The sequence below is a fragment of the Modestobacter sp. SYSU DS0875 genome (assembly GCF_054050915.1).
On the sequence record NZ_JBJHAH010000001.1, the window covers coordinates 1 to 22587 of the forward strand.

The 22587-nt window shown below is 74.7% G+C and carries 18 protein-coding genes and 1 rRNA gene; 16 read left to right on the forward strand and 3 right to left on the reverse strand.

The window, feature by feature from the left end:
- The first annotated feature begins 170 nt into the window (after positions 1-170).
- A 5S ribosomal RNA gene (rrf, locus tag ACI79Y_RS00005) occupies positions 171-287 on the forward strand.
- A gap of 292 nt (positions 288-579) precedes the next feature.
- Here rrf and ACI79Y_RS00010 read toward each other — a convergent pair.
- Both ACI79Y_RS00010 and ACI79Y_RS00015 read right to left on the reverse strand, forming a co-directional pair.
- Complete coding sequence (locus ACI79Y_RS00010) at positions 580-1245, reverse strand: DUF2461 domain-containing protein (protein WP_457156513.1); 666 nt, start codon at positions 1243-1245, stop codon at positions 580-582.
- A gap of 8 nt (positions 1246-1253) precedes the next feature.
- The gene (locus ACI79Y_RS00015) at positions 1254-1823 is read right to left on the reverse strand and encodes an N-acetyltransferase family protein (RefSeq protein WP_457156514.1); all 570 of its coding nucleotides are present in this window, start codon (positions 1821-1823) and stop codon (positions 1254-1256) included.
- Positions 1824-1895: 72 nt separating this feature from the next.
- On the opposite strand from ACI79Y_RS00015, the gene ACI79Y_RS00020 reads away from it, so the two are divergent.
- From ACI79Y_RS00020 to ACI79Y_RS00055, 8 genes are all read left to right on the forward strand, one after another.
- A complete protein-coding gene (locus ACI79Y_RS00020) occupies positions 1896-3122 on the forward strand; it encodes a winged helix-turn-helix domain-containing protein (RefSeq protein WP_457156515.1) in 1227 nt (408 codons plus the stop codon).
- Between the two features lie 27 nt (positions 3123-3149).
- Complete coding sequence (gene thyX, locus ACI79Y_RS00025; protein ID WP_457156516.1) at positions 3150-3902, forward strand: FAD-dependent thymidylate synthase; 753 nt, start codon at positions 3150-3152, stop codon at positions 3900-3902.
- Between the two features lie 33 nt (positions 3903-3935).
- Positions 3936-4790: a thymidylate synthase gene (locus ACI79Y_RS00030; RefSeq protein WP_457156517.1), complete on the forward strand. Its 855-nt coding sequence runs from the start codon at positions 3936-3938 to the stop codon at positions 4788-4790.
- A 2-nt stretch (positions 4791-4792) separates the two neighbouring features.
- Positions 4793-5398 (forward strand): dihydrofolate reductase, encoded by a 606-nt coding sequence (locus ACI79Y_RS00035; RefSeq protein ID WP_457156518.1) that lies wholly within the window; start codon positions 4793-4795, stop codon positions 5396-5398.
- 10 nt (positions 5399-5408) lie between these two features.
- The gene (gene dapA, locus ACI79Y_RS00040; RefSeq protein WP_457156519.1) at positions 5409-6305 is read left to right on the forward strand and encodes a 4-hydroxy-tetrahydrodipicolinate synthase; all 897 of its coding nucleotides are present in this window, start codon (positions 5409-5411) and stop codon (positions 6303-6305) included.
- Between the two features lie 5 nt (positions 6306-6310).
- Positions 6311-8020 carry a ribonuclease J gene (locus ACI79Y_RS00045; protein WP_457156709.1) on the forward strand — a complete coding sequence of 570 codons (1710 nt, stop codon included), beginning with the start codon at positions 6311-6313 and terminating at the stop codon, positions 8018-8020.
- Positions 8021-8154: 134 nt separating this feature from the next.
- On the forward strand, positions 8155-8931 hold the full coding sequence (locus tag ACI79Y_RS00050; RefSeq protein ID WP_457156520.1) for a 4'-phosphopantetheinyl transferase family protein: 777 nt from the start codon (positions 8155-8157) through the stop codon (positions 8929-8931).
- A complete protein-coding gene (locus ACI79Y_RS00055; RefSeq protein ID WP_457156521.1) occupies positions 8928-11885 on the forward strand; it encodes an acetoacetate--CoA ligase in 2958 nt (985 codons plus the stop codon). The genes ACI79Y_RS00050 and ACI79Y_RS00055 overlap by 4 nt, the downstream gene beginning before the upstream one ends.
- 19 nt (positions 11886-11904) lie before the next feature.
- Here ACI79Y_RS00055 and ACI79Y_RS00060 read toward each other — a convergent pair whose 3' ends face one another.
- A complete protein-coding gene (locus tag ACI79Y_RS00060; RefSeq protein WP_457156522.1) occupies positions 11905-13857 on the reverse strand; it encodes a S9 family peptidase in 1953 nt (650 codons plus the stop codon).
- 111 nt (positions 13858-13968) lie between these two features.
- On the opposite strand from ACI79Y_RS00060, the gene ACI79Y_RS00065 reads away from it, so the two are divergent.
- The 7 genes from ACI79Y_RS00065 (at position 13969) to ACI79Y_RS00095 (ending at position 22466) form a co-directional block, all read left to right on the forward strand.
- Positions 13969-16485 (forward strand): DNA translocase FtsK, encoded by a 2517-nt coding sequence (locus ACI79Y_RS00065; protein WP_457156523.1) that lies wholly within the window; start codon positions 13969-13971, stop codon positions 16483-16485.
- A 207-nt stretch (positions 16486-16692) separates the two neighbouring features.
- Positions 16693-18237 (forward strand): 30S ribosomal protein S12 methylthiotransferase RimO, encoded by a 1545-nt coding sequence (gene rimO / locus ACI79Y_RS00070; RefSeq protein ID WP_457156524.1) that lies wholly within the window; start codon positions 16693-16695, stop codon positions 18235-18237.
- A gap of 4 nt (positions 18238-18241) precedes the next feature.
- Positions 18242-18925 (forward strand): CDP-diacylglycerol--glycerol-3-phosphate 3-phosphatidyltransferase, encoded by a 684-nt coding sequence (pgsA, locus tag ACI79Y_RS00075; protein ID WP_457156525.1) that lies wholly within the window; start codon positions 18242-18244, stop codon positions 18923-18925.
- A complete protein-coding gene (locus tag ACI79Y_RS00080; protein ID WP_457156526.1) occupies positions 18922-19467 on the forward strand; it encodes a CinA family protein in 546 nt (181 codons plus the stop codon). The genes pgsA and ACI79Y_RS00080 overlap by 4 nt, the downstream gene beginning before the upstream one ends.
- Positions 19468-19574: 107 nt before the next feature.
- Positions 19575-20015, forward strand: coding sequence for a helix-turn-helix domain-containing protein (locus ACI79Y_RS00085; protein WP_457156527.1), 441 nt, complete (start codon positions 19575-19577; stop codon positions 20013-20015).
- Between the two features lie 268 nt (positions 20016-20283).
- A complete protein-coding gene (locus tag ACI79Y_RS00090) occupies positions 20284-21000 on the forward strand; it encodes a TetR/AcrR family transcriptional regulator (RefSeq protein ID WP_457156528.1) in 717 nt (238 codons plus the stop codon).
- Between the two features lie 194 nt (positions 21001-21194).
- Positions 21195-22466, forward strand: coding sequence for a DUF4032 domain-containing protein (locus ACI79Y_RS00095; protein ID WP_457156529.1), 1272 nt, complete (start codon positions 21195-21197; stop codon positions 22464-22466).
- Positions 22467-22587: the final 121 nt, after the last annotated feature.

The following is a 22587-nucleotide window of genomic DNA, read 5'->3' on the forward strand; positions in this document are numbered from 1 at the left end:
CGGAGGTGGAAGCGGCGTGAGTCGTGGAGCTGACCGGTACTAATAGGCCGAGGGCTTGATCACACACACCATCCAGCCTTTTCTTGCAATGTTGTGTCGCGTCCACTGTGCAGCTCTGAAACGACGAACACCCCCTGTCTTGTCGGGGGGTGTCGATGGTTTCACAGTGTTACGGCGGTCATGGCGAAAGGGAAACGCCCGGTCTCATTCCGAACCCGGAAGCTAAGCCTTTCAGCGCCGATGGTACTGCCCGGGGGACCGGGTGGGAGAGTAGGACGCCGCCGGACAATCTTTCCCGGAACGGGGTCGCAGCCACAGGCTGCGGCCCCGTTCCGGCGTTTCCGGGGTCGGTCACCGGCCGCAGGGAGCCTGTGGTCCGCGCCGGGAGCACAGCGGGCGGTGGGGCTCACGCACCTTCCGCGCGGCGGCGCGCACCCCGGCTTCGGCATTGGCGTCCGCGCGGACAGCGCACACCCGCGTCCGGCGTCGAGGGAGTGCGACGTTCGCGGGTGCGCAGGCACCCGCTGATCGGCGTCACGTGACGCGAGTACCGCCGGATGCACGGTCCCGCTGCGTCGATCAGCGGCGGCGATCCGGTGGTGCCGTCGTCGCACCGACGTTGTCGTCCAACCACCGGTTCAACGGGGCGAACGCACGCCAGGCCTCGCGCACCCGCTCCAGCGCCGCGGCAGTGTGCAGCCACTCAGCGGGTTCCCACTGCCGGGACCCGTGCAGCGCCTTGTGCCGGAGCAGCTCGATGCGTGGGTGGTCGGCCGGCCACCCGCGGGGAGACCGCACCAACCGGTCGCCGTCGATGTCGAACCCTGCCGCACGCAAGCGCTCCACCTCGGCCACCAGCCGGGGGCCCTGCAGGTCGTCGGCCACGGCCCGCCGGAAGCGCTCCAGCTGATCGGGCTGCAGCCGCCAGCAGCCCCCGGCCACCCGCAGGCCGTCCGCGGACAGCTGCACGTACACCGAGCCCAGGCCCGCTCCGTCCGGGTGCAGCACGGCGCCCTGGTGCGTCTTGTACGGCGTCTTGTCGTGGCTGAAGCGCACGTCGCGGTAGGGGCGGAACAGCTTGGGCGTGCCGAACTCACCGGTGAGTTCGTCGACCAGCGCCTGCATGGGGCCGCGGACGTGGGCCTCCCAGTCGGCGCGGTGCGCCGTCCAGTAGGCCCGGCTGTTGTCCGCCTCCAGGCCCTCGTAGAAGACCAGCCCCTCGTCGGGGAAGCCGCTGAACCCCACCCCGCTCCTCACCGTGCCGCGTCGTCGTCGAACCAGCTGTGCCACCGCTCCTGGGGCACCGTCGCGCTGCCCGCGTCCAGGGTGCGGGTCCACCCGTCGGGTGCCCACCCGGCGCCGGCCAGGAAGCGGGCGGTGACGGCGTCTGCCGCCGGCAGCCACATCACCAGGCCCGGCGCGCCCAGCGACCGGGCCGCGTCGGCGACCGCGGCCAGGAGGCGGCTGCCGTGCCCGCGCCGTCCCCAGCGGGGCTCCACGGCCAGCGCAACGATCTCGAGCAGACCGGAGCCGGGATCCTCCTCCGCGGGGGCGCAGGCGGCCAGCCCGACGACGGACTCCCCTTCCTGGGCCACGAACACCCGGTGGGCCGGCGACGGAGGGGTGTCCACGGACCGGCGCCAGGTGCTCGCCGCCGCGTCGTCGTCCCACCCGTCGAGCACCTCGTCGGGCAGCACCTCGCGGTAGGCGGTGCGCCAGGTGACGACCTGCACCCGGGCGATCGCCGCGGCGTCGTCCGCCACGGCCGGGCGCACCGACACCTCCGCGCGACCGCGCGGGCCGGGGAGCGGGGGCAGGTCCACTCCGGCAGCCTAGGTCGTCGGCCGCTCCGGCCCGACCCGCGCCCGTCGTACCCCCAGGGCAGGATCGAGCGCGTGACCACGGCTGTCGAGCGGCTCCCCGCCGCCCTCGCCCGGCGGATGGCGCTGGCCGCCCAGGGGTTCGCCGGACCACGTCCCAGCGGCGCGGTCGGCACCCGTCAGCTCCGGCGTACCGCCGAGCGGCTGGCCGTGGTGCAGATCGACTCGGTCAACGTGCTGTCCCGGTCGCACTACCTGCCCTACTTCAGTCGGCTGGGTCCCTACGACCGGGCGGCCCTCGACGCCTTCTCCAACCGCCGGCACGACCTGTTCGAGTACTGGGCGCACGAGGCATCGTTCCTGCCGGTCCGCCTGCAGCCCTGCTTGAGGTGGCGCATGGACGCCGCCGACCGCGAGGCCTGGGGCTCGATGACCCGGGTGCAGCGCGAACGGCCGGAGTACGTGGCAGCGCTGCTGGACCGGGTGCGCGCGGAGGGGCCGCTGCGGGCGAGCCAGCTGCAGGAGGCGCGCCCGAACCGCCCCGGGAGCATGTGGAACTGGCACGCCGGCAAGGCCGCCCTGGAGTACCTGTTCTTCACCGGTGCGCTCACCGCCCGCGCCCGCACCGCCTCCTTCGAGCGCGTCTACGACCTCACCGAGCGGGTCCTGCCCGCCGCCGTCGTCGACGCACCCACCCCCGACCGGGCCGACGCCATCCGCGAGCTGGTGCGCACCGCCGCACGCGCGCTCGGTGTCGCCACCGAGACCGACCTGCGCGACTACTTCCGACTGGCCCCGGCCGACGCCCGGACGGCGATCGCCGAGCTCGCCGACGCCGGGGAGCTGACGCCGGTCGAGGTCGCCGGCTGGGGGCGGCCGGCGTGGGTCGACCCGCTGGCCCGCCGGCCGCGCTGGACCCGGGCGCGGGCGCTGCTCAGTCCGTTCGACTCGCTGGTGTGGGAACGCCCCCGGGTCGAGCGGGTCTTCGGCTTCCGCTACCGGCTGGAGATCTACACCCCCGCGCACAAGCGGGTGCACGGCTACTACGTGCTGCCGTTCCTCCTCGGCGACCGGCTCGTCGCCCGGGTCGACCTCAAGGCCGACCGCCAGGCCGGTGTGCTCCGGGTGCAGGCCGCCCACGCCGAGCCGGGGGTCGACCACGGTGCGGTGGCGGCCGAGCTCGCCGCCGAGCTGCGGCTGATGGCCGGCTGGCTGGCGCTGGCCGACGTCACGGTGGCCGGCGCCGGGGACCTCGCGCCGGGGTTGACGGCTGCGCTCGCCGTCCGGGCGTCGGCAGGCTGAGCGGTGCCGCCCCCGTACCCTCGACAGGTGCCCGCGATCGCTCCGCTCCAGGTGCAGGTCATCGCCCAGACCCGGTTCACCCCGCCGGACGACGTCCCCTGGGAGACCGACGCCGACGGCGGTCAGGCCCTCGCCGAGTTCGCCGGCCGCGCCTGCTACCAGTCCTGGGACAAGCCGAACCCCGCGACGGCGACCAACGCCGGTTTCCTGCGCCACGTCCTCGAGGTCGGCCACCTCTCGGTGCTCGAGCACGCCAGCGTGACGATGTACCTGACCGGGCTGTCGCGGTCGCTCACCCACGAGCTCGTCCGGCACCGGCACTTCTCCTACAGCCAGCTCTCCCAGCGTCACGTGCCCGAGCGGGACGCCGCCGTCGTCGAGCCGGCCGTGATCGCCGAGGACCCGGAGCTGCACGCGCGGTTCCTGGCCGCCACCGACGCCGCGCTGGCCGCCTACGCCGAGCTGCTGCACGGGCTGGAGCAGCGGTTCGCCGACGTGCCCAACGCCACCCTGCGCCGCAAGCAGGCCCGCCAGGCGGCCCGTTCGGTCCTCCCGAACGCCACCGAGACGCGCATCGTCGTCACCGGCAACTACCGTGCCTGGCGGCACTTCGTCGCCATGCGCGCCAGCGAGCACGCCGACGTGGCGATCCGCGAGCTCGCCGTCGCCTGCCTGCGCGAACTGCAGCGGGTCGCCCCCTCCGTGTTCGGTGACTTCCGGGTCAGCGCGCTGGCCGACGGCACCGAGGTGGCGGCCAGCCCCTACGTCACCGAGGGCTGAGTGCGCACCGACGATCGAGAGAAGGAACAGACCATGGCCGAGGCCGCCCAGCTCGACACCTCCCGCTCCGACGCTCCCGGCTCCGGCCCTGCCGTCGACAGCCAGTACGAGGACCTGCTGCGCCGGGTGCTGGAGACCGGCACGCCGAAGTCCGACCGCACCGGCACCGGCACGCTGAGCCTGTTCGGCGAGCGGCTGCGCTACGACCTCTCCGCGGGCTTCCCCCTGGTGACCACCAAGAAGGTGCACTTCCGGTCGGTCGCCTACGAGCTGCTGTGGTTCCTGCGCGGGGAGGGCAACGTCCGCTGGCTGCAGGAGCACGGCGTCTCCATCTGGGACGAGTGGGCCGCTGAGGACGGCAGCCTGGGGCCGGTCTACGGCGTCCAGTGGCGCTCCTGGCCCACCCCCGACGGCGGCACGGTCGACCAGCTCGCCGGAGTGCTGGACACCCTGCGCAGCGACCCGGACTCGCGACGGATGGTGGTCTCCGCCTGGAACGTGGCGGCCCTGCCGGAGATGGCGCTGGCGCCGTGCCACACGCTGTTCCAGTTCGCCGTCGCCGACGGACGGCTGTCCTGCCAGGTCTACCAGCGCAGCGCCGACATGTTCCTCGGGGTGCCGTTCAACATCGCCAGCTACGCCCTGCTCACCCAGCTGGTCGCCCAGCAGGTCGGCCTGGAGCCCGGCGACCTCATCTGGGTCGGTGGCGACTGCCACGTCTACACCAACCACGTCGACCAGGTGCGCGAGCAGCTCTCCCGTGAGGTGCTGCCCTTCCCGCGGCTGACCATCGACCCGGCCCCGTCGCTGTTCGACCACACCTACGAGGACCTGCACCTGCTGGACTACCGGCACCACCCGGCGATCCGCGGCGCGGTGGCCGTCTGACCGTGGCGTCCCCGAGCACGGGCCGCACCGTCCGGATGGTGTGGGCGCAGACCACCGACGGGGTCATCGGTGCCGACGGCGACCTGCCCTGGCGCCTGCCGGAGGACCTCCGGCTGTTCAAGGCGCTGACTTTGGGCGGCACCGTGGTGATGGGGCGACGGACGTGGGAGTCGCTGCCCCCGCGCGCCCGTCCCCTGCCCGGGCGCACCAACCTCCTGCTGAGCAGCACGCTCGACCCGGCCGACGCCGGGGTCCCGGTGGCCCGGTCGGTCGATGAGGTCCTCGCCCGCGACGACGACCTGTGGGTGATCGGCGGCGGCACGGTCTACACGGCGTTCCTGCCGCACGCCGCGGAGGTGGTCGTCACCGAGGTGGACGTGCAGCTGCCCGGTGACACCTGGGCCCCGCCGCTGGGGCCGGGCTGGGTGCGGGGCCCGTGGGTGCCGGCGACCGGGTGGGCGACGTCGGCCGGCGGCCTCCGGTTCCGCGTCTCGTCGTGGCGGCGGGGCACCCCGCCGACCGGGCCGGTGCCGGCCGTGCTGGCCGAGCACGCGCAGCAGTGGGCGGCGGCCGGACGGTCCGACGGCGGCGTCGGCGCGGGCCGGTAGATTCGCGGGCATGACCACCGACCCCGCCCGGCCCTTCGGGCGCGTGATCACGGCGATGGTCACCCCGCTCGCCGAGGACGGCACGATCGACCTCGCCGGCGCCCAGGAGCTCGCCGCCCACCTCGTCGACCGCGAGTCCAACGACGGCCTGGTCGTCTTCGGGACGACGGGGGAGTCGCCCACCGTCAGCGACAGCGAGCAGCACGCGGTGCTCGAGGCGGTGCTCGACGCCGTGGGCGACCGGGCCACCGTGATCGCCGGCGTCGGCACCAACGACACCGCGCACTCCATCGAGAAGGCGCAGTCCGCTGCCCGGCTCGGCGTCGACGGGCTGCTCGTCGTCACCCCGTACTACAACAAGCCACCGCAGGCCGGGCTGCTCCGGCACTTCACCGCAGTCGCCGACGCCACCGACCTGCCGGTGATGCTCTACGACATCCCGCACCGCTCGGGGGTGCCGATCGCCGTGGACACCCTGGTGCGGGCCGCCGAGCACCCGAACATCGTCGCGGTCAAGGACGCCAAGGGCGACCTCGGCGCGGTGCAGTGGACCCTGGCCCGCACCGACCTCGTCTACTACTCCGGTGACGACATGCTCAACCTGCCGCTGCTGGCCGTCGGGGCCGTCGGGGTGGTCAGCGTGGTCAGCCACCTGGTCGGCTCGCGCCTCGCGGAGCTGGTCGCCGCGGTCGAGTCCGGTGACCTGGTCACCGCGCGCGCCGTCACCGAGAGCCTGCTGCCGGTCTACACCGGTGTGTTCCGCACCCAGGGCGTGATCACCGTGAAGGCGGCGCTGCGTGAGCTCGGCCTGCCGGCCGGCCCGGTGCGCCCCCCGTTGGTCGACGCGACACCCGAGGAGCTCGCGCAGCTGCGCGAGGACCTCGCCCACGGAGGAGTTCAACTGTGACCTCGATGCCCCCGCCCGGTCAGCAGGCGCTGCAGCCGCACCTGGACCTCAAGGCCCCGCCGCCGCTGCCGTCCGGCGGGCTGCGGGTGATGGCCCTGGGCGGGCTGGGCGAGATCGGCCGGAACATGGCGGTCCTGGAGTTCGACGGGCAGTTGCTCGTGATCGACTGCGGCGTCCTCTTCCCGGAGGCCGAGCAGCCCGGGGTCGACCTGATCCTCCCCGACTTCGGCGTCATCGAGCACCGGCTGGCCGACGTCGCCGGCGTCGTGCTGACCCACGGGCACGAGGACCACATCGGCGCGATCCCCTACCTGCTGCGGCTGCGGGCCGACATCCCGCTCATCGGCTCCCGGTTCACCCTCGCCCTGGTCAAGGCCAAGCTGCGCGAGCACCGCATCGACCCGGTGCTGGTCGAGGTCGCCGCGGGTGACGACCACGTGGCCGGTCCGTTCCACACCGAGTACATCAGCGTCAACCACTCGATCCCCGATGCGCTGGCGGTCGCGGTGCACACGCCCGCGGGCACGCTGGTGCACACCGGTGACTTCAAGATGGACCAGCTGCCGCTGGACGGCCGGCTCACCGACCTGGGCGCCTTCGCCCGGCTCGGCGTCGAGGGCATCGACCTGCTGCTGAGCGACTCCACCAACGCCGAGGTGCCCGGGTTCGTCACCTCGGAGCGGGAGATCGGCCCGGTGCTGGACTCGGTGTTCGAGCGCGCCACCCAGCGGCTGATCGTCTCCAGCTTCGCCAGCCACGTGCACCGCATCCAGCAGGTGCTCGACTCCGCCGTCAAGCACGGCCGCAAGGTCGCGTTCGTCGGCCGGTCGATGGTGCGGAACATGGGCGTCGCCCAGGACCTCGGCCTGCTCCGGGTGGCCCCCGGGTTGATGGTGAAGCTCGACGAGGCCGCCGCCATGCCGCCGGAGCAGGTGGTGCTGGTCAGCACCGGCTCGCAGGGCGAACCGCTGTCGGCGCTGGGCCGGATGGCCCGCGGGGAGCACCACCAGATCTCCATCGAGGCCGGCGACACGATCATCCTGGCCTCCTCGCTGGTGCCGGGGAACGAGACCGCCGTCTACAAGGTGATCAACCAGCTGGCCCGCCTGGGCGCCACCGTGGTGCACAAGGAGACGGCGCGGGTGCACGTCTCCGGGCACGCCCCGGCCGGCGAGCTGCGCACCCTGCTCAACGTGGCCAAGCCCCGCTACCTGATGCCGGTGCACGGTGAGTGGCGGCACCTGCGGGCGCACGCCGCGCTGGCCGAGCAGACCGGCATGGCCCGCGACCGGATCCTGCTCGCGGAGGACGGTGTGGTCGTCGACCTGGTCGACGGCAAGGCATCGATCGTCGGCAGCGTGCCGATCGGCAACGTCTACGTCGACGGGGTCAACGTCGGGGACGTCGGCGAGGAGTCGCTGCAGGCCCGGCGGATCCTCGGCGACGAGGGCTTCGTGGCGCTCACCGTGGTGATCGAGCCCTCGACCCGCACGATCGTCCGGCCGGTGCACCTGTCGACCCGCGGGTTCTCCGACGACCCGTCGGCCTTCGACGAGGTGCTCGCCCTGGTCGAGGACAACCTGCGCCGCACCCTGGCCGACGGCGAGGTGGATCCGCACCGCCTCTCGCAGGTCATCCGCCGCACGGTCGGCAAGTGGGTGAGCGACCGGCACCGCCGTCGCCCGATGATCATCCCCACCGTCCTCGAGGTCTGACCCCGGCTGCATCCCCGGGGGCCACGGGGGCCTGGCCTCCGTCGTGGTCCGGACAGCCCGCCGGTGTCCCGGGGGCGGCGGACGGCGCGCGGATGGGGCTGCGGGAGGCCGCGGGCAGTGCCACCATGATCAGGATGAGGCGGTGGTCACGGCAGCCCGGGGTTCCCCGGCCCGGCGGGTCGGGGAACCCCGGGACGTGCGGCACCGTCCCGCGCGGGAACCGGAGCGGTGCGGTCGTCGTCTGGCAAGCGGCCCTCGACCTGCCGGATGTCGCCCTGGAGGCCGCGTCAGCACTGCTCTCGCCTCCCGAGCGGGCCCGGGCGGACCGGGGGACCGAACCGGTCCGTCGGCGGCGGATCGCGCTGCGCGCTGCCCTGCGCACGGCGGCCGCCCGCGAGCTCGGCTGTTCGCCGGCGGAGGTGCCGCTCACCACCGGACCGTCCGGGCGGCCCGAGGTGCCCGGCCCGGCGGCGGGGCTCGACGTCACCTGCACCGCCTCGGGCACGACGGGGCTGGTCGCGGTGGGCCGCGGCGTCCGGGTCGGGATCGACCTGGAGCGCGTGACCCCCTGGGCTCCGGAGCTCCTCGAGGACGGCTGGCTGTCCGAGCGCGAGGCCGTCGCGCTGCTCGCCCTGCCCGCCGGCGAGCGGGCGACCGCGGCCGCCCGTGCCTGGGCCGGCAAGGAGGCCGTCCTCAAGGCGGGCGGGTGGGGCTTGACGGTCGCCCCGGCGCTGGTCGAACCCGGGTTCGCCGGCACACCCGTGCGGGTGGGCGGGTGGACGGTGACGGGTCTGGTCACGCCGCCGGGGACGGTGGGTCGGCTCGCCTGCTCACGCCGCCGCCCGCTGCGCCGCGGGCCGCTGGTGCCCCGTCCGCTCGAACTCGTCCCCGCAGCAGGGAGCACCTCATGACGTCCATCGCCGACAGGCGGTCCACCGCCACCCAGCTGGCCGCCTTCCGGGCGGCCTGCGAGCAGCTGGCGGGTCAGCCCCTGGACGACCCCACGGACCTGCACGCCTTCTCGGTGGCGCGGCCCGAGGCGTTCTGGCGTCTCCTGCTGGAGTGGTCGGGCCTGCCCTGGGCGGGGTCGGCCGACCCCGTGCTGACGGGGGACGACGTCGAGACCGCCCGGTTCTTCCCCGAGGTCACCCTCAACTACGCCGAGGCGCTCCTGGCGCCGCTGCCCTGGGTCGACGACGACGCCCCGGCGCTCACCTCGCTGCACGCTGCGGCCCCGGCCCAGCGCTGGTCCCGGCGGGAGCTCCGCGAGGCGGTCGCCGGCGCGGCCGATGCCCTCGCCGCCCTGCGCATCGGCCCCGGTGACCGCGTCGCGGTGATCGGGCCGAACGACGGTGCGGTCACCGTCGCGGTGCTGGCCCTGGCCGCCGTGGGGGCCACGGTGTCGACGTCCACCCCGGACATGGGCACCGCCACCCTGCTGGGTCGCTTCGCGCAGGTCGAGCCGACCACCCTGCTGCTGGACCGGTCCGCCGGGCCGGAGACCGGGACCGCGGCGCTCGCGGAGCTGCTGGGCGGGCTGCCGACGGTGCGCCGGGTGCTGGTCCTCGACGACGCCCCGCTGCCCGAGCACCCGGCCGTCCCGGTCGACCGCCTGGCCGACCTGGTCGGGCGGGCCGCCGGCGGGCAGCACCACGACTGGCCGAGGCTGCCGTTCGACCACCCGCTGTTCGTGATGTTCTCCTCGGGCACCACCGGGCCCCCGAAGGCGATCGTCCACGGCGCCGGCGGCACGCTCCTGGAACACGTCAAGGAGCACCGGCTGCACGGTGACCTGCGCCCGTCGGACCGGATGTACTTCCACACCACGACCGCCTGGATGATGTGGAACTGGCAGCTGTCCGCGCTCGCCGTCGGTGCGTCCGTGGTGCTGTACGACGGCCCGGTCCGCGGCCCGCAGACCCTCTGGGAGCTGGTGGCCGAGCACGGGGTGACCGTCTTCGGCACCAGCCCGGCCTACCTGCAGCTGTGCGAGGACGCCGGCTACCGCCCGCGCGACCGGGTCGACCTCTCCGCGTTGCGCGCGGTCCTGTCGACCGGGTCGGTGCTGCACGAGTGGCAGTTCGACTGGGTGGCCGCGGCGGTGGGGCCCCAGCCCCTCCAGTCCATCTCCGGCGGGACCGACGTCATCGGCTGCTTCGTGCTCGGCCACCCCGAGCTGCCCGTGCGACGGGGGCGGTCCCAGTCGCTGAGCCTGGGGCTGGACGTGGCCGCCGTCGACGAGCGGGGGGACGCCGTCGTCGGCCGGACCGGGGAGCTGGTGTGCCGCAACCCGTTCCCGTCCCGGCCGGTCGGCTTCCTCGCCGACCCCGACGGCTGCCGGTTCCACGCCGCGTACTTCGCCGATCACCCGGGCATCTGGACCCACGGCGACCTGGTGGACGTCGCCGCCGACGGGTCGGCGCGCGTGCACGGCCGCTCCGACGGCGTGCTGAACGTCGACGGCGTCCGGATCGGCCCGGCCGAGGTGCTGGCCGCGCTGCGTGCGGTGCCCGAGGTGGCCGACGCCATGCCGGTCGAGCAGCGCGACCCCGACCACCCGGGGCGGACCCGGATGGTGCTGCTCGTCGTCCTCGCCCCCGGCGCCGAGCTGGACGCCGCGCTGGACCGCACGATCCGGCGGACGCTCCGCCGGGAGGCGTCGGCTGCGCACGTGCCCGCGCTCGTGGTCGCCGTCCCGGGCCTGCCGGTGACCCACAACGGCAAGCAGTCGTACCGGGCGGCGCGCGACGCGGTCAACGGCGACCCGGTGCCCAACCTCGACGCGCTGCGGGACCCGGGCTGCGTGGCCGCCATCCGCGCCGCGGTCCCGGTGGCGGGACGGCCGTCCGTGGCATCGGCCGCGCCCCCGGTTGAGCGCCCGGTCAGCGGGGCGGCCCCGGGTGACGGGGACGAGGAGCTGCGCCGCGGGGTCGCCCGGGAGTGGTGCGGCGTGCTGGGGCTCCGCGCAGCCGAGCCGGACGACGACTTCACCGACCTCGGCGGCACCTCCCGGCAGGCCGTGGACCTGCTGCGGCGGCTGCGGACCGAGCTGGGCGCCGAGGTGCCGATCGACGAGTTCGCCCGCAACCCCACGCTGGCCGGGCTGGTCCGGCTCGCCGCCGCGGCCCGCGCCGCCACCCCCGAGGTCGTGGAGCCGATGCGCCCGGGCACCGGCCGGCCGGTGTTCGTCGTCGCCGACGCATGGGGGCAGCTGAACTCCTACGCCGGGCTGGTCCACCGGCTGGACACCACCCGGCCGGTGCACGGACTGCGGCTGTCGGTCACCGACGCCCGGGGTGGGCGCCGGCGCCTCGCCGACGTCGTCGACGACGCCCTGGCCGGCATCCGCCAGGTCCAGCCGCAGGGCCCGTACAGCATGCTGGGCTACTCGTTCGGCGGGCTGGTCGCCTACGAGGCGGCGGTCCGGCTGCGGGCGGCCGGCGCGGACGTCCCCTACGTCGGTCTGCTCGACGTCCTGCCCCCGGCGGCGAACCTGACGCCGGCCGAGCGCCGTGCGCACTCCTGGGCGGGCCGGGTGCAGACCGCCCGTTCGGCGACGAAGGCGCGCAAGGCCCTGGCCCGGCACCTGCCGGCCGGCCTCCGGCGGCGGTTCGCCGACCCGGTGCAGGCCATGGTGCGAGGGCTCTTCTCCGCTGTGGAGGACCACGAGCTGTCCCGCTACGACGGGATGGTCACCTACTACCAGGCCCGTGAGCGGCTGCCCGTCGTCGGCAACACGATGGCCGCCTGGCTCCGGGTGGCCCCCCACCTGGTGACCACCGACGTGCCCGGCGACCACTGGGACCTGCTGGCCGCCGAGCACCTCGACGAGCTGGCCGCCCGGGTGTCGGCCACGCTCCGTTGAGCAGGGGGACCGGCCGGGGTCAGGGCCGGACGACGGCGATCGGGGTGATGCCCTCCTCGGCGGGCAGGCCGAAGCCCAGCACCTGGGCGTAGAAGGACAGCTCGCCGTCGAGCGCGGCCCGGATGTTCTCCGCCTTGCGGAAGCCGTGCTGCTCCCCGGCGAACAGCACGTAGGCGTGCGGCACGCCCTTCTCCCGCAGCGCGGCGACCAGCAGCTCCGCCTGCGCCGGTGGCACCACTGCGTCCTCGTCGCCCTGGAACACCGCCAGCGGGGTGTCCAGCGCGTCGGTGGCGTGGATCGGCGAGCGGGCGGCGTAGACGTCCGCGCCCGCCGGCCACGGCGCGATCAGGCCGTCGAGGTAGCGGGACTCGAACGAGTGCGTGTCGGCCGCCAGCGCGGCCAGGTCGGCGACGCCGTAGTGGCTGGCCCCGGCGGCGAACACGCCGGGGCGGAAGGTCAGTGCCGCCAGGGTCGTGTACCCGCCGGCCGAGCCGCCCCGGATCGCCATCCGGGCGGGGTCGACGCGACCCTGCCCGGCCAGAGAGCGGGCGCAGGCGACGACGTCGTCCAGATCGGCGATACCCCAGCGTCCCCGCAGCGCCTCCCGGTACCGCCGGCCGTAGCCGGTCGACCCGCGGTAGTCGACGTCGGCGACGGCGAAGCCCCGGGACGTCCAGTACTGCACGGCCGGCGACAGCACCGGCGACGCCGCGGCGGTCGGTCCGCCGTGCACGAGCACCAGCAACGGCGGGAGCTCCCCGTCCGGGCCGTCGACCTGCGGGTTGGTCGGCGGGTAGACCAACGCGTGGGCTTCGGCCACCCCGCTCCCGCCGTCCTCGGTGGGGAAGGTGACGTGTTCCGGCCGGGAGAACCAGGCCGGGTCCAGCCCGAGGTCACGAGCCGGACGCAGCACCTCGGCCCGCCCATCGGCCGCCACCCGCAGCACCACCGGTTCCGACGTCGGACCACCGGCCACGCAGACCACGCCGTCGCCGGCGGCGCGCAGCTGGCCGAACGCCGTGTACTCCAGCGACAGCTCGCGCAGTGTCCCGTCCGGCTCGCGCACCGCCAGCCGGTCGGCGCCGTCCCGGCCGTACGCCAGCGCGACCCGCCCGCCGGGCAGCAGGGCGAACCGGCTCTGCCCGAACACCCACTGCGGCCCCGCGATGTCGGTGCCGGCATCCACCACCAGCTCCGGCTCGCCACCGGGGGCCCAGCGGTACAGCGACCAGACGTCGGTGCGGTCGGCGAGGAACCACAGCGAGCCGTCGGCCGCCCACACCGGCTGCACCACCGACTCCGGCTGCGCACCCGACCGCCCGCCGGCGACCACGGTCTCGCCGCCGTCCGGCCCGCGGACCACCAGCTCGGCGGCGTCCCAGGGCATGTCCGGGTGCTGCCACTGCAACCAGGCCAGCGACCGGCCGTCGGGGGAGGCGCGCGGGTCGGAGACGAAGTCGCTGCCGGACACCAGCACCTCGGTGCTGCCGTCGGCGCCGACCCGGACCACCTCGTGCACCACGTCGGCCGCCGCGCCGCCGGGGGAGTGGGTCTCCCGGACGGCGAGGACCGCCGCGCCGCCGTCCACCACCGCCAGGTCGGCGAACCGGACCCCGGCCGGGATCGCCGGCTCGGCGGTGACCGCCACCGGCTCGCCGTCCGGGGGCACCCGGTACAGCCGCTGGTCGGCGAAGGAGGTGAACCACACGGTGCGGTCGGCGACGGTCCACGCCCCACCGCCGTACTCGTGCACCCGGGTGCGAGCGTTCCAGGGCGGCGGGAGCAGGTCGGTCGTCGTCCCGTCGGGGGAGCGGCGGACGAGCACCGTCCGGCCAGCCTCGCCGGGGCGGCCCTCGGCCCACCAGACGTCGGCTCCGTCGACGACCACCTCGCCCAGCCGCGCGGAGGTGCGGACCACCAGCTCGGAGGTGATCGGGGTGGGCCAGCTGCCGTAGGGGCGGGTCTCGGTCACCCCCAGCACCGTAACCAGCGCCGCGCGCGGGCTGGGTGCCGACCGAGCCGGAGGTGGACACGCGGGGCCGGGATCATCCACCTCCACCCCGCAGGCCATTACCGTCGACGTATGCCTGCTCGCGCGACGTCGAACCGGGCGCCGGCGCGTGGTGGGGCCTCCTCCCGCCCGCGGTCCGGCGGGTCCACTGCCAAGAAGCGTCCCCCGGCCAAGCGCGGCGGCTCCACCGCCGCCCGTCGGCCGGCGGCGAAGAAGAAGAGCACGCTCAGCGGCTCGCTGATGCGCGGCGCCGTCGGCGCCTGGTCGCTGCTGGCCCGCGGCGCCGGGGGGCTGGCCCGCTCGGTCGCCCGGCCCCCGGAGGCCGAGCCGCTGGCTCCGGAGCACCGTCGCGACGGCGTCGGCCTGTTCGTGCTCGGCCTGGCCATCGTGCTGGGCGCGGCGACCTGGACCGACGGCATCGGCCCGGTGGGCGCGGGCATGGCCGACGGGGTCCGCTGGACCATCGGCGTGCTCACCGCCGTGCTGCCGGTCGTGCTGCTGCTGGTGGCGCTGCGGCTGCTGCGCCACCCACCGCAGCCGGAGGCCCGCGGCCGGCTGACCATCGGGTGGACCTGCGTCCTCGCCGCCGTCGTCGGCGTCACCCACGTGACCGGCCCGGACCTCAACGACGGCGACCGCAGCGGGGCGGGCGGCCTGCTCGGCTGGGCGGTCGGCACGCCGCTGGTGGCCGGCGTGGGCGCCGTCGTCACCGTGCTGCTGCTGGTGCTGCTGGCGTTCTTCGGCCTGCTCGTGGTCACCGCCACCCCGGTGCACCAGGTGCCCGAGCGGCTGCGTGGCTGGGTCGACGAGAAGCTCGGCCGGGACACCGACGAGTACGACGAGGACTACGACGAGCTCTACGACGACGAGCCGGAGGAGGAGCCCGCACCGCGGAGCCGGCGCGGCCGCAAGACCGCCGCCGCGGCCGTGCAGGACACCCTGGACACCGGGGTCATCGACACCGCTGCCCTGGACGGCGCGCCCGAGGTGGTCGTCCACGAGCCGGCGCCGGAGGCCGTCCCGGTGCGCCGGCCGGCCGTCGTCGACCGCACCGCCCCGGCCGAGGAGCTCCCGCCGATCGAGGAGCCCGAGCAGCTCCGGATCCAGCCCGTCGAGGGCACCTACACCCTCCCGTCGGTCAGCGTGCTGCGACCGGGCACCCCACCGCGGGCCAAGTCCAAGGCCAACGACGTCGCCATCGAGGCGATCACCGGGGTGCTGGAGCAGTTCAACATCGACGCCGCCGTCACCAGCTTCACCCGCGGTCCGACGGTCACCCGGTACGAGATCGAGCTGGGCAACGCGGTGAAGGTCGAGAAGATCACCGCGCTGACCAAGAACCTCGCCTACGCCGTCGCCAACGACAACATCCGCATCCTGGCGCCGATCCCGGGCAAGTCCATGGTCGGCGTCGAGGTGCCCAACACCGACCGCGAGACGGTCAGCCTCGGCGACGTCATGCGCTCGCAGGTGGCCAAGGCCGACGCCCACCCGATGCTGGTCGGGCTGGGCAAGGACATCGAGGGCGGGTTCGTCTGCGCCAACCTGGCGAAGATGCCGCACCTGCTGGTCGCCGGCGCCACCGGTGCCGGTAAGTCCAGCTGCATCAACTCGCTGCTGACCTCGCTGCTGCTGCGGGCCACCCCGGACCAGCTGCGGATGATCCTGGTCGACCCGAAGATGGTCGAGCTCACGCCCTACGACGGCATCCCGCACCTGATCACGCCGATCATCACCGACCCCAAGAAGGCCGCCACCGCGCTGGCCTGGCTGGTCGAGGAGATGGAGCAGCGCTACCAGGACATGCGGGCCACCGGCGTGCGGCACATCGACGACTTCAACCGGAAGGTCGAGCGCGGCGAGATCACCGCCCCGCCGGGCAGCGAGCGCGTCTACCAGCCCTACCCGTACATCCTCACCATCGTCGACGAGCTCGCCGACCTGATGATGGTCGCCCCGCGCGACGTCGAGGAGTCGATCGTCCGGATCACCCAGAAGGCCCGCGCCGCCGGCATCCACCTGGTGCTCGCGACGCAGCGCCCCTCGGTCGACGTCGTCACCGGCCTGATCAAGGCCAACGTGCCCTCGCGGCTGGCGTTCTCCACCTCCAGCCTCACCGACAGCCGGGTCATCCTCGACCAGCCCGGCGCGGAGAAGCTCATCGGCATGGGTGACGCGCTGTTCCTGCCGATCGGCGCGGGCAAGCCGATGCGCGTCCAGGGCGCCTACGTCTCCGACACCGAGATCGAGGCGGTCGTCGAGTTCACCAAGCGGCAGGCCGAGCCCGAGTACCGGGAAGAGGTCTTCACCGCAGCGGCCGGTGAGAAGAAGGAGATCGACGAGGACATCGGTGGCGACCTCGAGCTGCTGGTGCAGGGCGTGGAGCTCGTGGTCACCAGCCAGTTCGGCTCCACCTCGATGCTCCAGCGCAAGCTGCGGGTCGGGTTCGCCAAGGCGGGCCGGCTGATGGACCTGATGGAGAGCCGCGGCATCGTCGGCCCCTCGGAGGGCTCCAAGGCCCGCGACGTGCTGATCAAGCCCGACGAGCTCGAGAGCGTGCTGTTCACCCTCCGCGGCGGCGAAGGCTGATCACGCTGGTGGCCGCGGCAGGGGGCGAGGTCGTCGCCGGGCTCACCCTCCGCGGCGGCGAAGGCTGATCACGCTGGTGGCCGCGGGAGGGGGCGAGGTCGTCGCCGGGCTCACCCTCCGCGGCGGCGAGGGCTGACCCTGCGGCGGCGTGACGAACCACCCGGCGGCGGGGAGGGGGATCGGCGGGGCGGCGCCTACGATGGTGGGGTGCCAGCTCCGCCCCGCTCCGTTCCCGCTCCCGCCGCGACCGATCGTCGGACCGGTGGCCAGCCGGGGGAGCCGTCGGCCGACGGCGCCGCGCCGCGTCGGGTGGCGGTGGTCACCCTGGGCTGCGCGCGCAACGAGGTCGACTCCGAGGAGCTCGCCGGACGGCTGGCCGGTGAGGGCTACCAGCTGGTCGAGGACGCCGACGACGCCGATGCCGTGCTGGTCAACACCTGCGGCTTCATCGAGAGCGCGAAGAAGGACTCCCTCGACGCGATCCTGGAGGCCACCGACTCCGGGGCCGAGGTGATCGCCGTCGGCTGCATGGCCGAGCGGTACGGCAACGAGCTCGCCGGCGCCCTGCCCGAGGCGACCGTGCTCGGGTTCGACGACTACGCCGCCATCGGCGACCGGCTCGACGACGTGCTCTCCGGCCGGCCGCTGGTGCCGCACTCGCCGCGCGACCGCCGCACGCTGCTGCCGATCAGCCCCGTCGAGCGCACCGCGGTGGTGGCGTCGGGCCGGTCGGGCGACGGCGCGGTCCCGGCGCTGCCCGGCCACGACTGGCTGCGTCGGCGTCGGCTGGCCAGCGGCCCGTCCGCGGCGCTGAAGATCGCCTCCGGCTGCGACCGGCGCTGCGCCTTCTGCGCGATCCCCACCTTCCGCGGCGCGTTCGTCTCCCGCCCGATGGCCGAGGTGCTGGGCGAGGCCTCCTGGCTGGCGTCCGAGGGGGTCACCGAGATCGTCCTGGTCAGCGAGAACTCCACCTCCTACGGCAAGGACACCGGCGACCTGCGCTCGCTGGAGAAGCTGCTGCCGCAGCTGGCGGCGGTGCCCGGCATCGTCCGGGTCCGGGTCGCCTACCTGCAGCCGGCCGAGCTGCGCCCGGGGCTGCTGGAGGTCATTGCCGGCACGCCCGGGGTCGCGCCCTACTTCGACCTGTCGTTCCAGCACTCCTCGCCGACGCTGCTGCGCCGGATGCGCCGTTTCGGCGGCACCGACGACTTCCTCGCGCTGATGGCGCGGGCCCGGTCCCTGGCCCCCGAGGCCGGCTTCCGCACCAACGTCATCCTCGGCTTCCCCGGGGAGACCGAGGACGACGTCGCCGAGCTGGAGCGCTTCCTCGTCGAGGGCCGGCTGGACGCCGTCGGGGTCTTCGGCTACTCCGACGAGGAGGGCACCGAGGGCGAGCGGCTGGACGGGAAGCTGGACCAGGCCGAGATCGACGCCCGCGTCCGGCGGATCACCGACCTGGTCGAGGAGCTGACCGCCCAGCGGGCGGAGGACCGGATCGGGTCGACGGTCGAGGTGCTGCTCACCGAGGACCTCTCCGCCGAGGAGGGCGCCGGGGTCTGGTCCGGCCACGCCGCCCACCAGGACCCGGACGCCGACGGCACGACGACCCTCTCCGGGGTGCCGGCCGGCGCCGTCGCCGGGCAGTTGGTGCGCGCCGAGGTGGTCGACACCGAGGGCATCGACCTGATCGCCGTTGCGGTGGTGCCGGCGCTCACCGCGGCTACCTCGACGCTCACCGCGGTCGGGGCCTGAACTCGTGAGCGCGGCGGTGCCCGAGGGCGGGGCCGACCCGGCCGCGACGCCGCCGCAGAGCGCGCGGCTGGTGAACCTGCCCAACGCGCTGACGGTGCTGCGGCTGGCCATGGTGCCGCTGTTGGCCCTGCTGCTGCTCACCGACGGCGGCATGGACGACGACCGCCGGGTGTGGGCGACCGTCTTCTTCGCGCTGGCGATCATCACCGACCGCTACGACGGGATGATCGCCCGCCGCACCAACCAGGTCACCGAGTTCGGCAAGCTCGCCGACCCCATCGCGGACAAGGCGCTGACCGGTACGGCCCTGCTGGGGCTGTCGATCCTCGGGCTGCTGCCCTGGTGGGTGACGCTGGTGATCCTGTTCCGCGAGCTCGGGGTCACCGTGCTGCGCTTCTGGGTCATCCGGCACGGTGTGATCGCGGCCAGCCGCGGCGGCAAGGCCAAGACGGTGCTCCAGGCGCTGGCCATCGGTCTGTACATCCTCCCGCTGAGCGGGGTGCTGGCGTCGGCGCGCTGGTGGGTGATGGCTGCGGCGCTGGTGCTCACGGTGATCACCGGGATCGACTACGTCTACCGGGCGCTGACCCTGCGCCGCACCAGTGCCCGGGCGATGCGCGAGGCGTCCCAGCGGCGCGCCGGCGGCACGCCCCCCAGCGACCCCGGTCGTCGGGACACCGCGGCGTGAGCGGCCCGCCCGCCGAGGGCGTCGCTGCCCGATTGCACGCCGCCCTGCTGGCCCGCGGGGAGACCGTGGCGGCCGCCGAGTCGCTGACCGCCGGGCTGTTCTGCGCCACGCTGGCGGCCGTACCGGGGGCCAGCGGCACGCTGCGCGGCGGCGCCGTCGTCTACGCCACCGACCTGAAGACGACGCTGGCCGGAGTGCCCGCGGACCTGCTGGCCACCGCCGGCCCGGTCAGCGAGGCCACCGCCGCCGCGCTCGCCGAGGGCATCCGGGAACGCTGCGCGGCCACCTGGGGCGTGGGGCTCACCGGCGTGGCCGGCCCCGACCCGGTCGACGGCCACGGCCCCGGCCGGGTCTACGTGGGGATCAGCGACGGCACACGGACCGAGGTGCACCAGCTCGACCTGCCCGGCGACCGGACGGCGGTGCGGGTGGGCGCGGTCGCCGCAGCGGCGCAGCGGCTGCTGGCACGCCTCGACCCCGGGAAGCCGGACGGTGGTCGGGGCGTTACGCCAGGAGCGGACGGAGCCCGACCCGGCGCGTGACGGTGGGGCGGTCCGCGTACCGTGGGCGCACGGCGTCCCCCGGCCCGGCCGGTCGACGCCGCAGCTGCTCGTTGCGACTGCTCGAGATGAGTGGACAGGAGACGGCCATGACGCTGCTGCGCACCCAGCTCGGCACCACCCTGCGGGGACACCGGCTGCGGCAGCGGCGCACGCTGCGGGACGTGTCCGGCGCTGCCCGGGTGAGCCTGGGGTACCTCTCGGAGGTCGAGCGCGGGCAGAAGGAGGCGTCCTCGGAGCTGCTGGCCTCGATCTGCGACGCCCTGGACGTCGAGCTGGCCGACCTCCTCGCCGAGGTGAGCCTGGAGATGAGGCTGGCCGAGCCCGGGCAGCGCGCGGTCCGTCCGGTGGCCCTCCCGGTGCCCGGCGCTGGAGCCGAGGAGACCGCCGGCGACGAGGCGGCGCAGCCGGCCGAGCAGGCGGGAGCTGCTGGCGACGCCCCGGTCGCCGAGCCCGCCCTGGCCCTGGTCGGCGGCGGCCAGCCGGCCCGTGGCGCCCGTGCCTCGGGCGCCGTCTCCCTCGCCGCCTGACGACGGACCCCGCTGCCCCCACGCTTCGCGAGCTCAGCGGGGGCCCCTGCAGCGGGGCCGTCGTGCCCTGGACCTGGGCGCCCCCGACCGTCCAGGAGGCAGGACCGGGCACCGGGGCGGTGCGACACGAAGTGCGCTCGACGTCCACCTCCTTGACCCAGTGCGACCGGGAAGGCACAAAGTGTCCATGTCTTCCCCGGGATCCCGTTCTCCGCAGTCGTCGTCCGCCGCGTCGCCGGCGCCCCACGCGGGTCGCGGTGCGGCCACCGTGCTGGAGGCCGACGCTGCCGAGGCCGCTGCCGCCGAGGCGGCCGTCTCCGGCGGGCAGCACCTGACCACGCCGGTGCCGGTGGGCGCGGGCCGGATCCAGCCGCCGGTCCCCGGCCACCACCTGACCGCGCCGGTGCCCGCGCTCGCCGTCGCCGTCCCGGCGCCCCGCCCGACGGCGCCCGCCGCTGCCCGGGACCCGCGCCGGGCGCCGATCCGCACCGGGTCCGCGATGAGCCGCACCCGGCGTGGCCTGCTCAACGGCGCCCGGATCGCGTTCGCCGAGCGGGGGGTCCGCAAGGCCACCATGCAGCACGTCGCGGCGGCGGCCGGCGTGGCCAAGGCGACGCTGTACAACCACTTCCGCACCAAGGACGACGTCGCCCAGGCGCTGATCGCCTTCGAGCTGGACCGGCTGGCCGCGCTGGCCGCGGAGCTGCCCCTCACCGTCGCCGTCCCGGCGCTGGCCGAGGAGGTCGGTGCGCATCCGGTGCTGCGCCGGCTGGCGGAGGCCGAGCCCGAGACGCTGGTGCAGATGATGGCGCTGGACGCCGGGCGCTGGACCGACGTGGTGCTCACCCTGGCCTCAGCGCTGCGGATCTCCCGGCCGGAGGCCGAGCTGGTCTGCCGGTGGCTGCTCGGCCTGGTGCTGCAGCCGGGGACGCCGGCGGAGCGGGCCGCGCAGGCGGCGGTGATCACCGGCCAGATCCTGGGCTGACGGCCCGGGATCAGGTCAGCTGATCGTGCGTGCTCCTGGCTCACGGTGCGAGGTGAGCCAGGAGCACGTGGCGTGAGCCAGGACGGCGCCCGCGCCCGCGCGCCGCACCATCGGCGTGGCATCGTGACGCCAGGACGACGGCGTCCCGCCCGGACCCGGCCGATCCGCCGTCCGCACACCCTCTGGAGGACCTGATGCGGTACCTCTTCCGCCCACCGGCCACCGAGGCCGCCGGGCTGTTGTCCCTGCCCTGGGACCAGCCGCTCGAGGAGTGGGACGAGAGCCTGCTGCTCGACGTCCCGCAGCGCGGCATCTCCCGGCACGTCGTCCGGTTCACCGTGGCCGAGGGGCGGGTCTACGCGCTCAAGGAGATCGCCGAGCCGCTGGCCCGCCACGAGTACGCGCTGCTCACCGAGTTCGAGGAGGAAGGGCTCCCGTCGGTGTCGGTGCTGGGCATCTGCGTCGACCGGCCCGGCGACCAGGAGGCGATCCTGGTCACCCGGTACCTCGAGTACTCGATGTCCTACCGCTACCTGTTCTCCGGCCCGCGGGCGGCGGACTCGGCCGACCGGCTGCTGGACACCCTGGTGCAGCTGCTGGTCCGGCTGCACCTGGCCGGCGTCTACTGGGGTGACTGCTCGCTGTCGAACACCCTGTTCCGCCTGGACGCCGGCGCGTACACCGCCTACCTGGTCGACGCCGAGACCGCCGAGCGGCACCCCCGGCTGTCCGACGGCCAGCGCTCCTACGACGTCGAACTGGCCCGGGAGCGGGTCGGTGCCGAGCTGATGGACCTGCAGGCCGGGGAACTGCTGCCCGAGGAGATCGACCCGCTCGAGGTGGCCAACTGCCTGCCCGAGCGCTACGAGGCGCTGTGGGACGAGGTGACCCGGGAGGAGGTCTTCCGGATCGACGAGTCCGCCATCCGGGTCGCCGAGCGGCTCGCCCGGATCAACGAGCTGGGCTTCGACGTGGGGGAGATCGAGCTGATCACCTCCGCGGAGGGCGCCCGGCTGCGAGTGGAGACCCGCGTGGCGGAGCCGGGGGAGAACCGCCGCGAGCTGTTCCGGCTCACCGGCCTGGAGGTGCAGGAGAACCAGGCCCGGCGGTTGCTCAACGACGTCCGCTCCTACCGCGCCTACCTCGAGCAGCGGGCCGGCGGCCCGGTGCCGGAGACGGTCGCCGGCCACCGCTGGCTGGCGGAGGTCTACCACCCGGTGATCGAGGCGATCCCCGAGGAGCTGGCCGGCCGGCTGGCCCCGGCGGAGGTCTTCCACGAGGTGCTGGAGCACCGCTGGTTCCTCTCCGAGCAGGCCGGTTTCGACGTCGGCACCTGGACGGCGGCGCGCTCCTACGTCCAGCACGAGCTGCCCCGACTGCCCGCGGTGCTCACCACGCCGTCGGTCATGGCGCACCGTTCAGCCGTCGGGACCGCGATGGTCACCGAGGCGTCTCCGTCCGTTTGACAGCTTTTGTGAGCTGGGCCACTCTCCGAGATCCACGGCGATCATCGGATCGCCCCGGCGCCAACGGAGGCGGTGGACGGTGGGCGATGTTCACGAAGTCGGTCCCGACGGAGAACGGGCC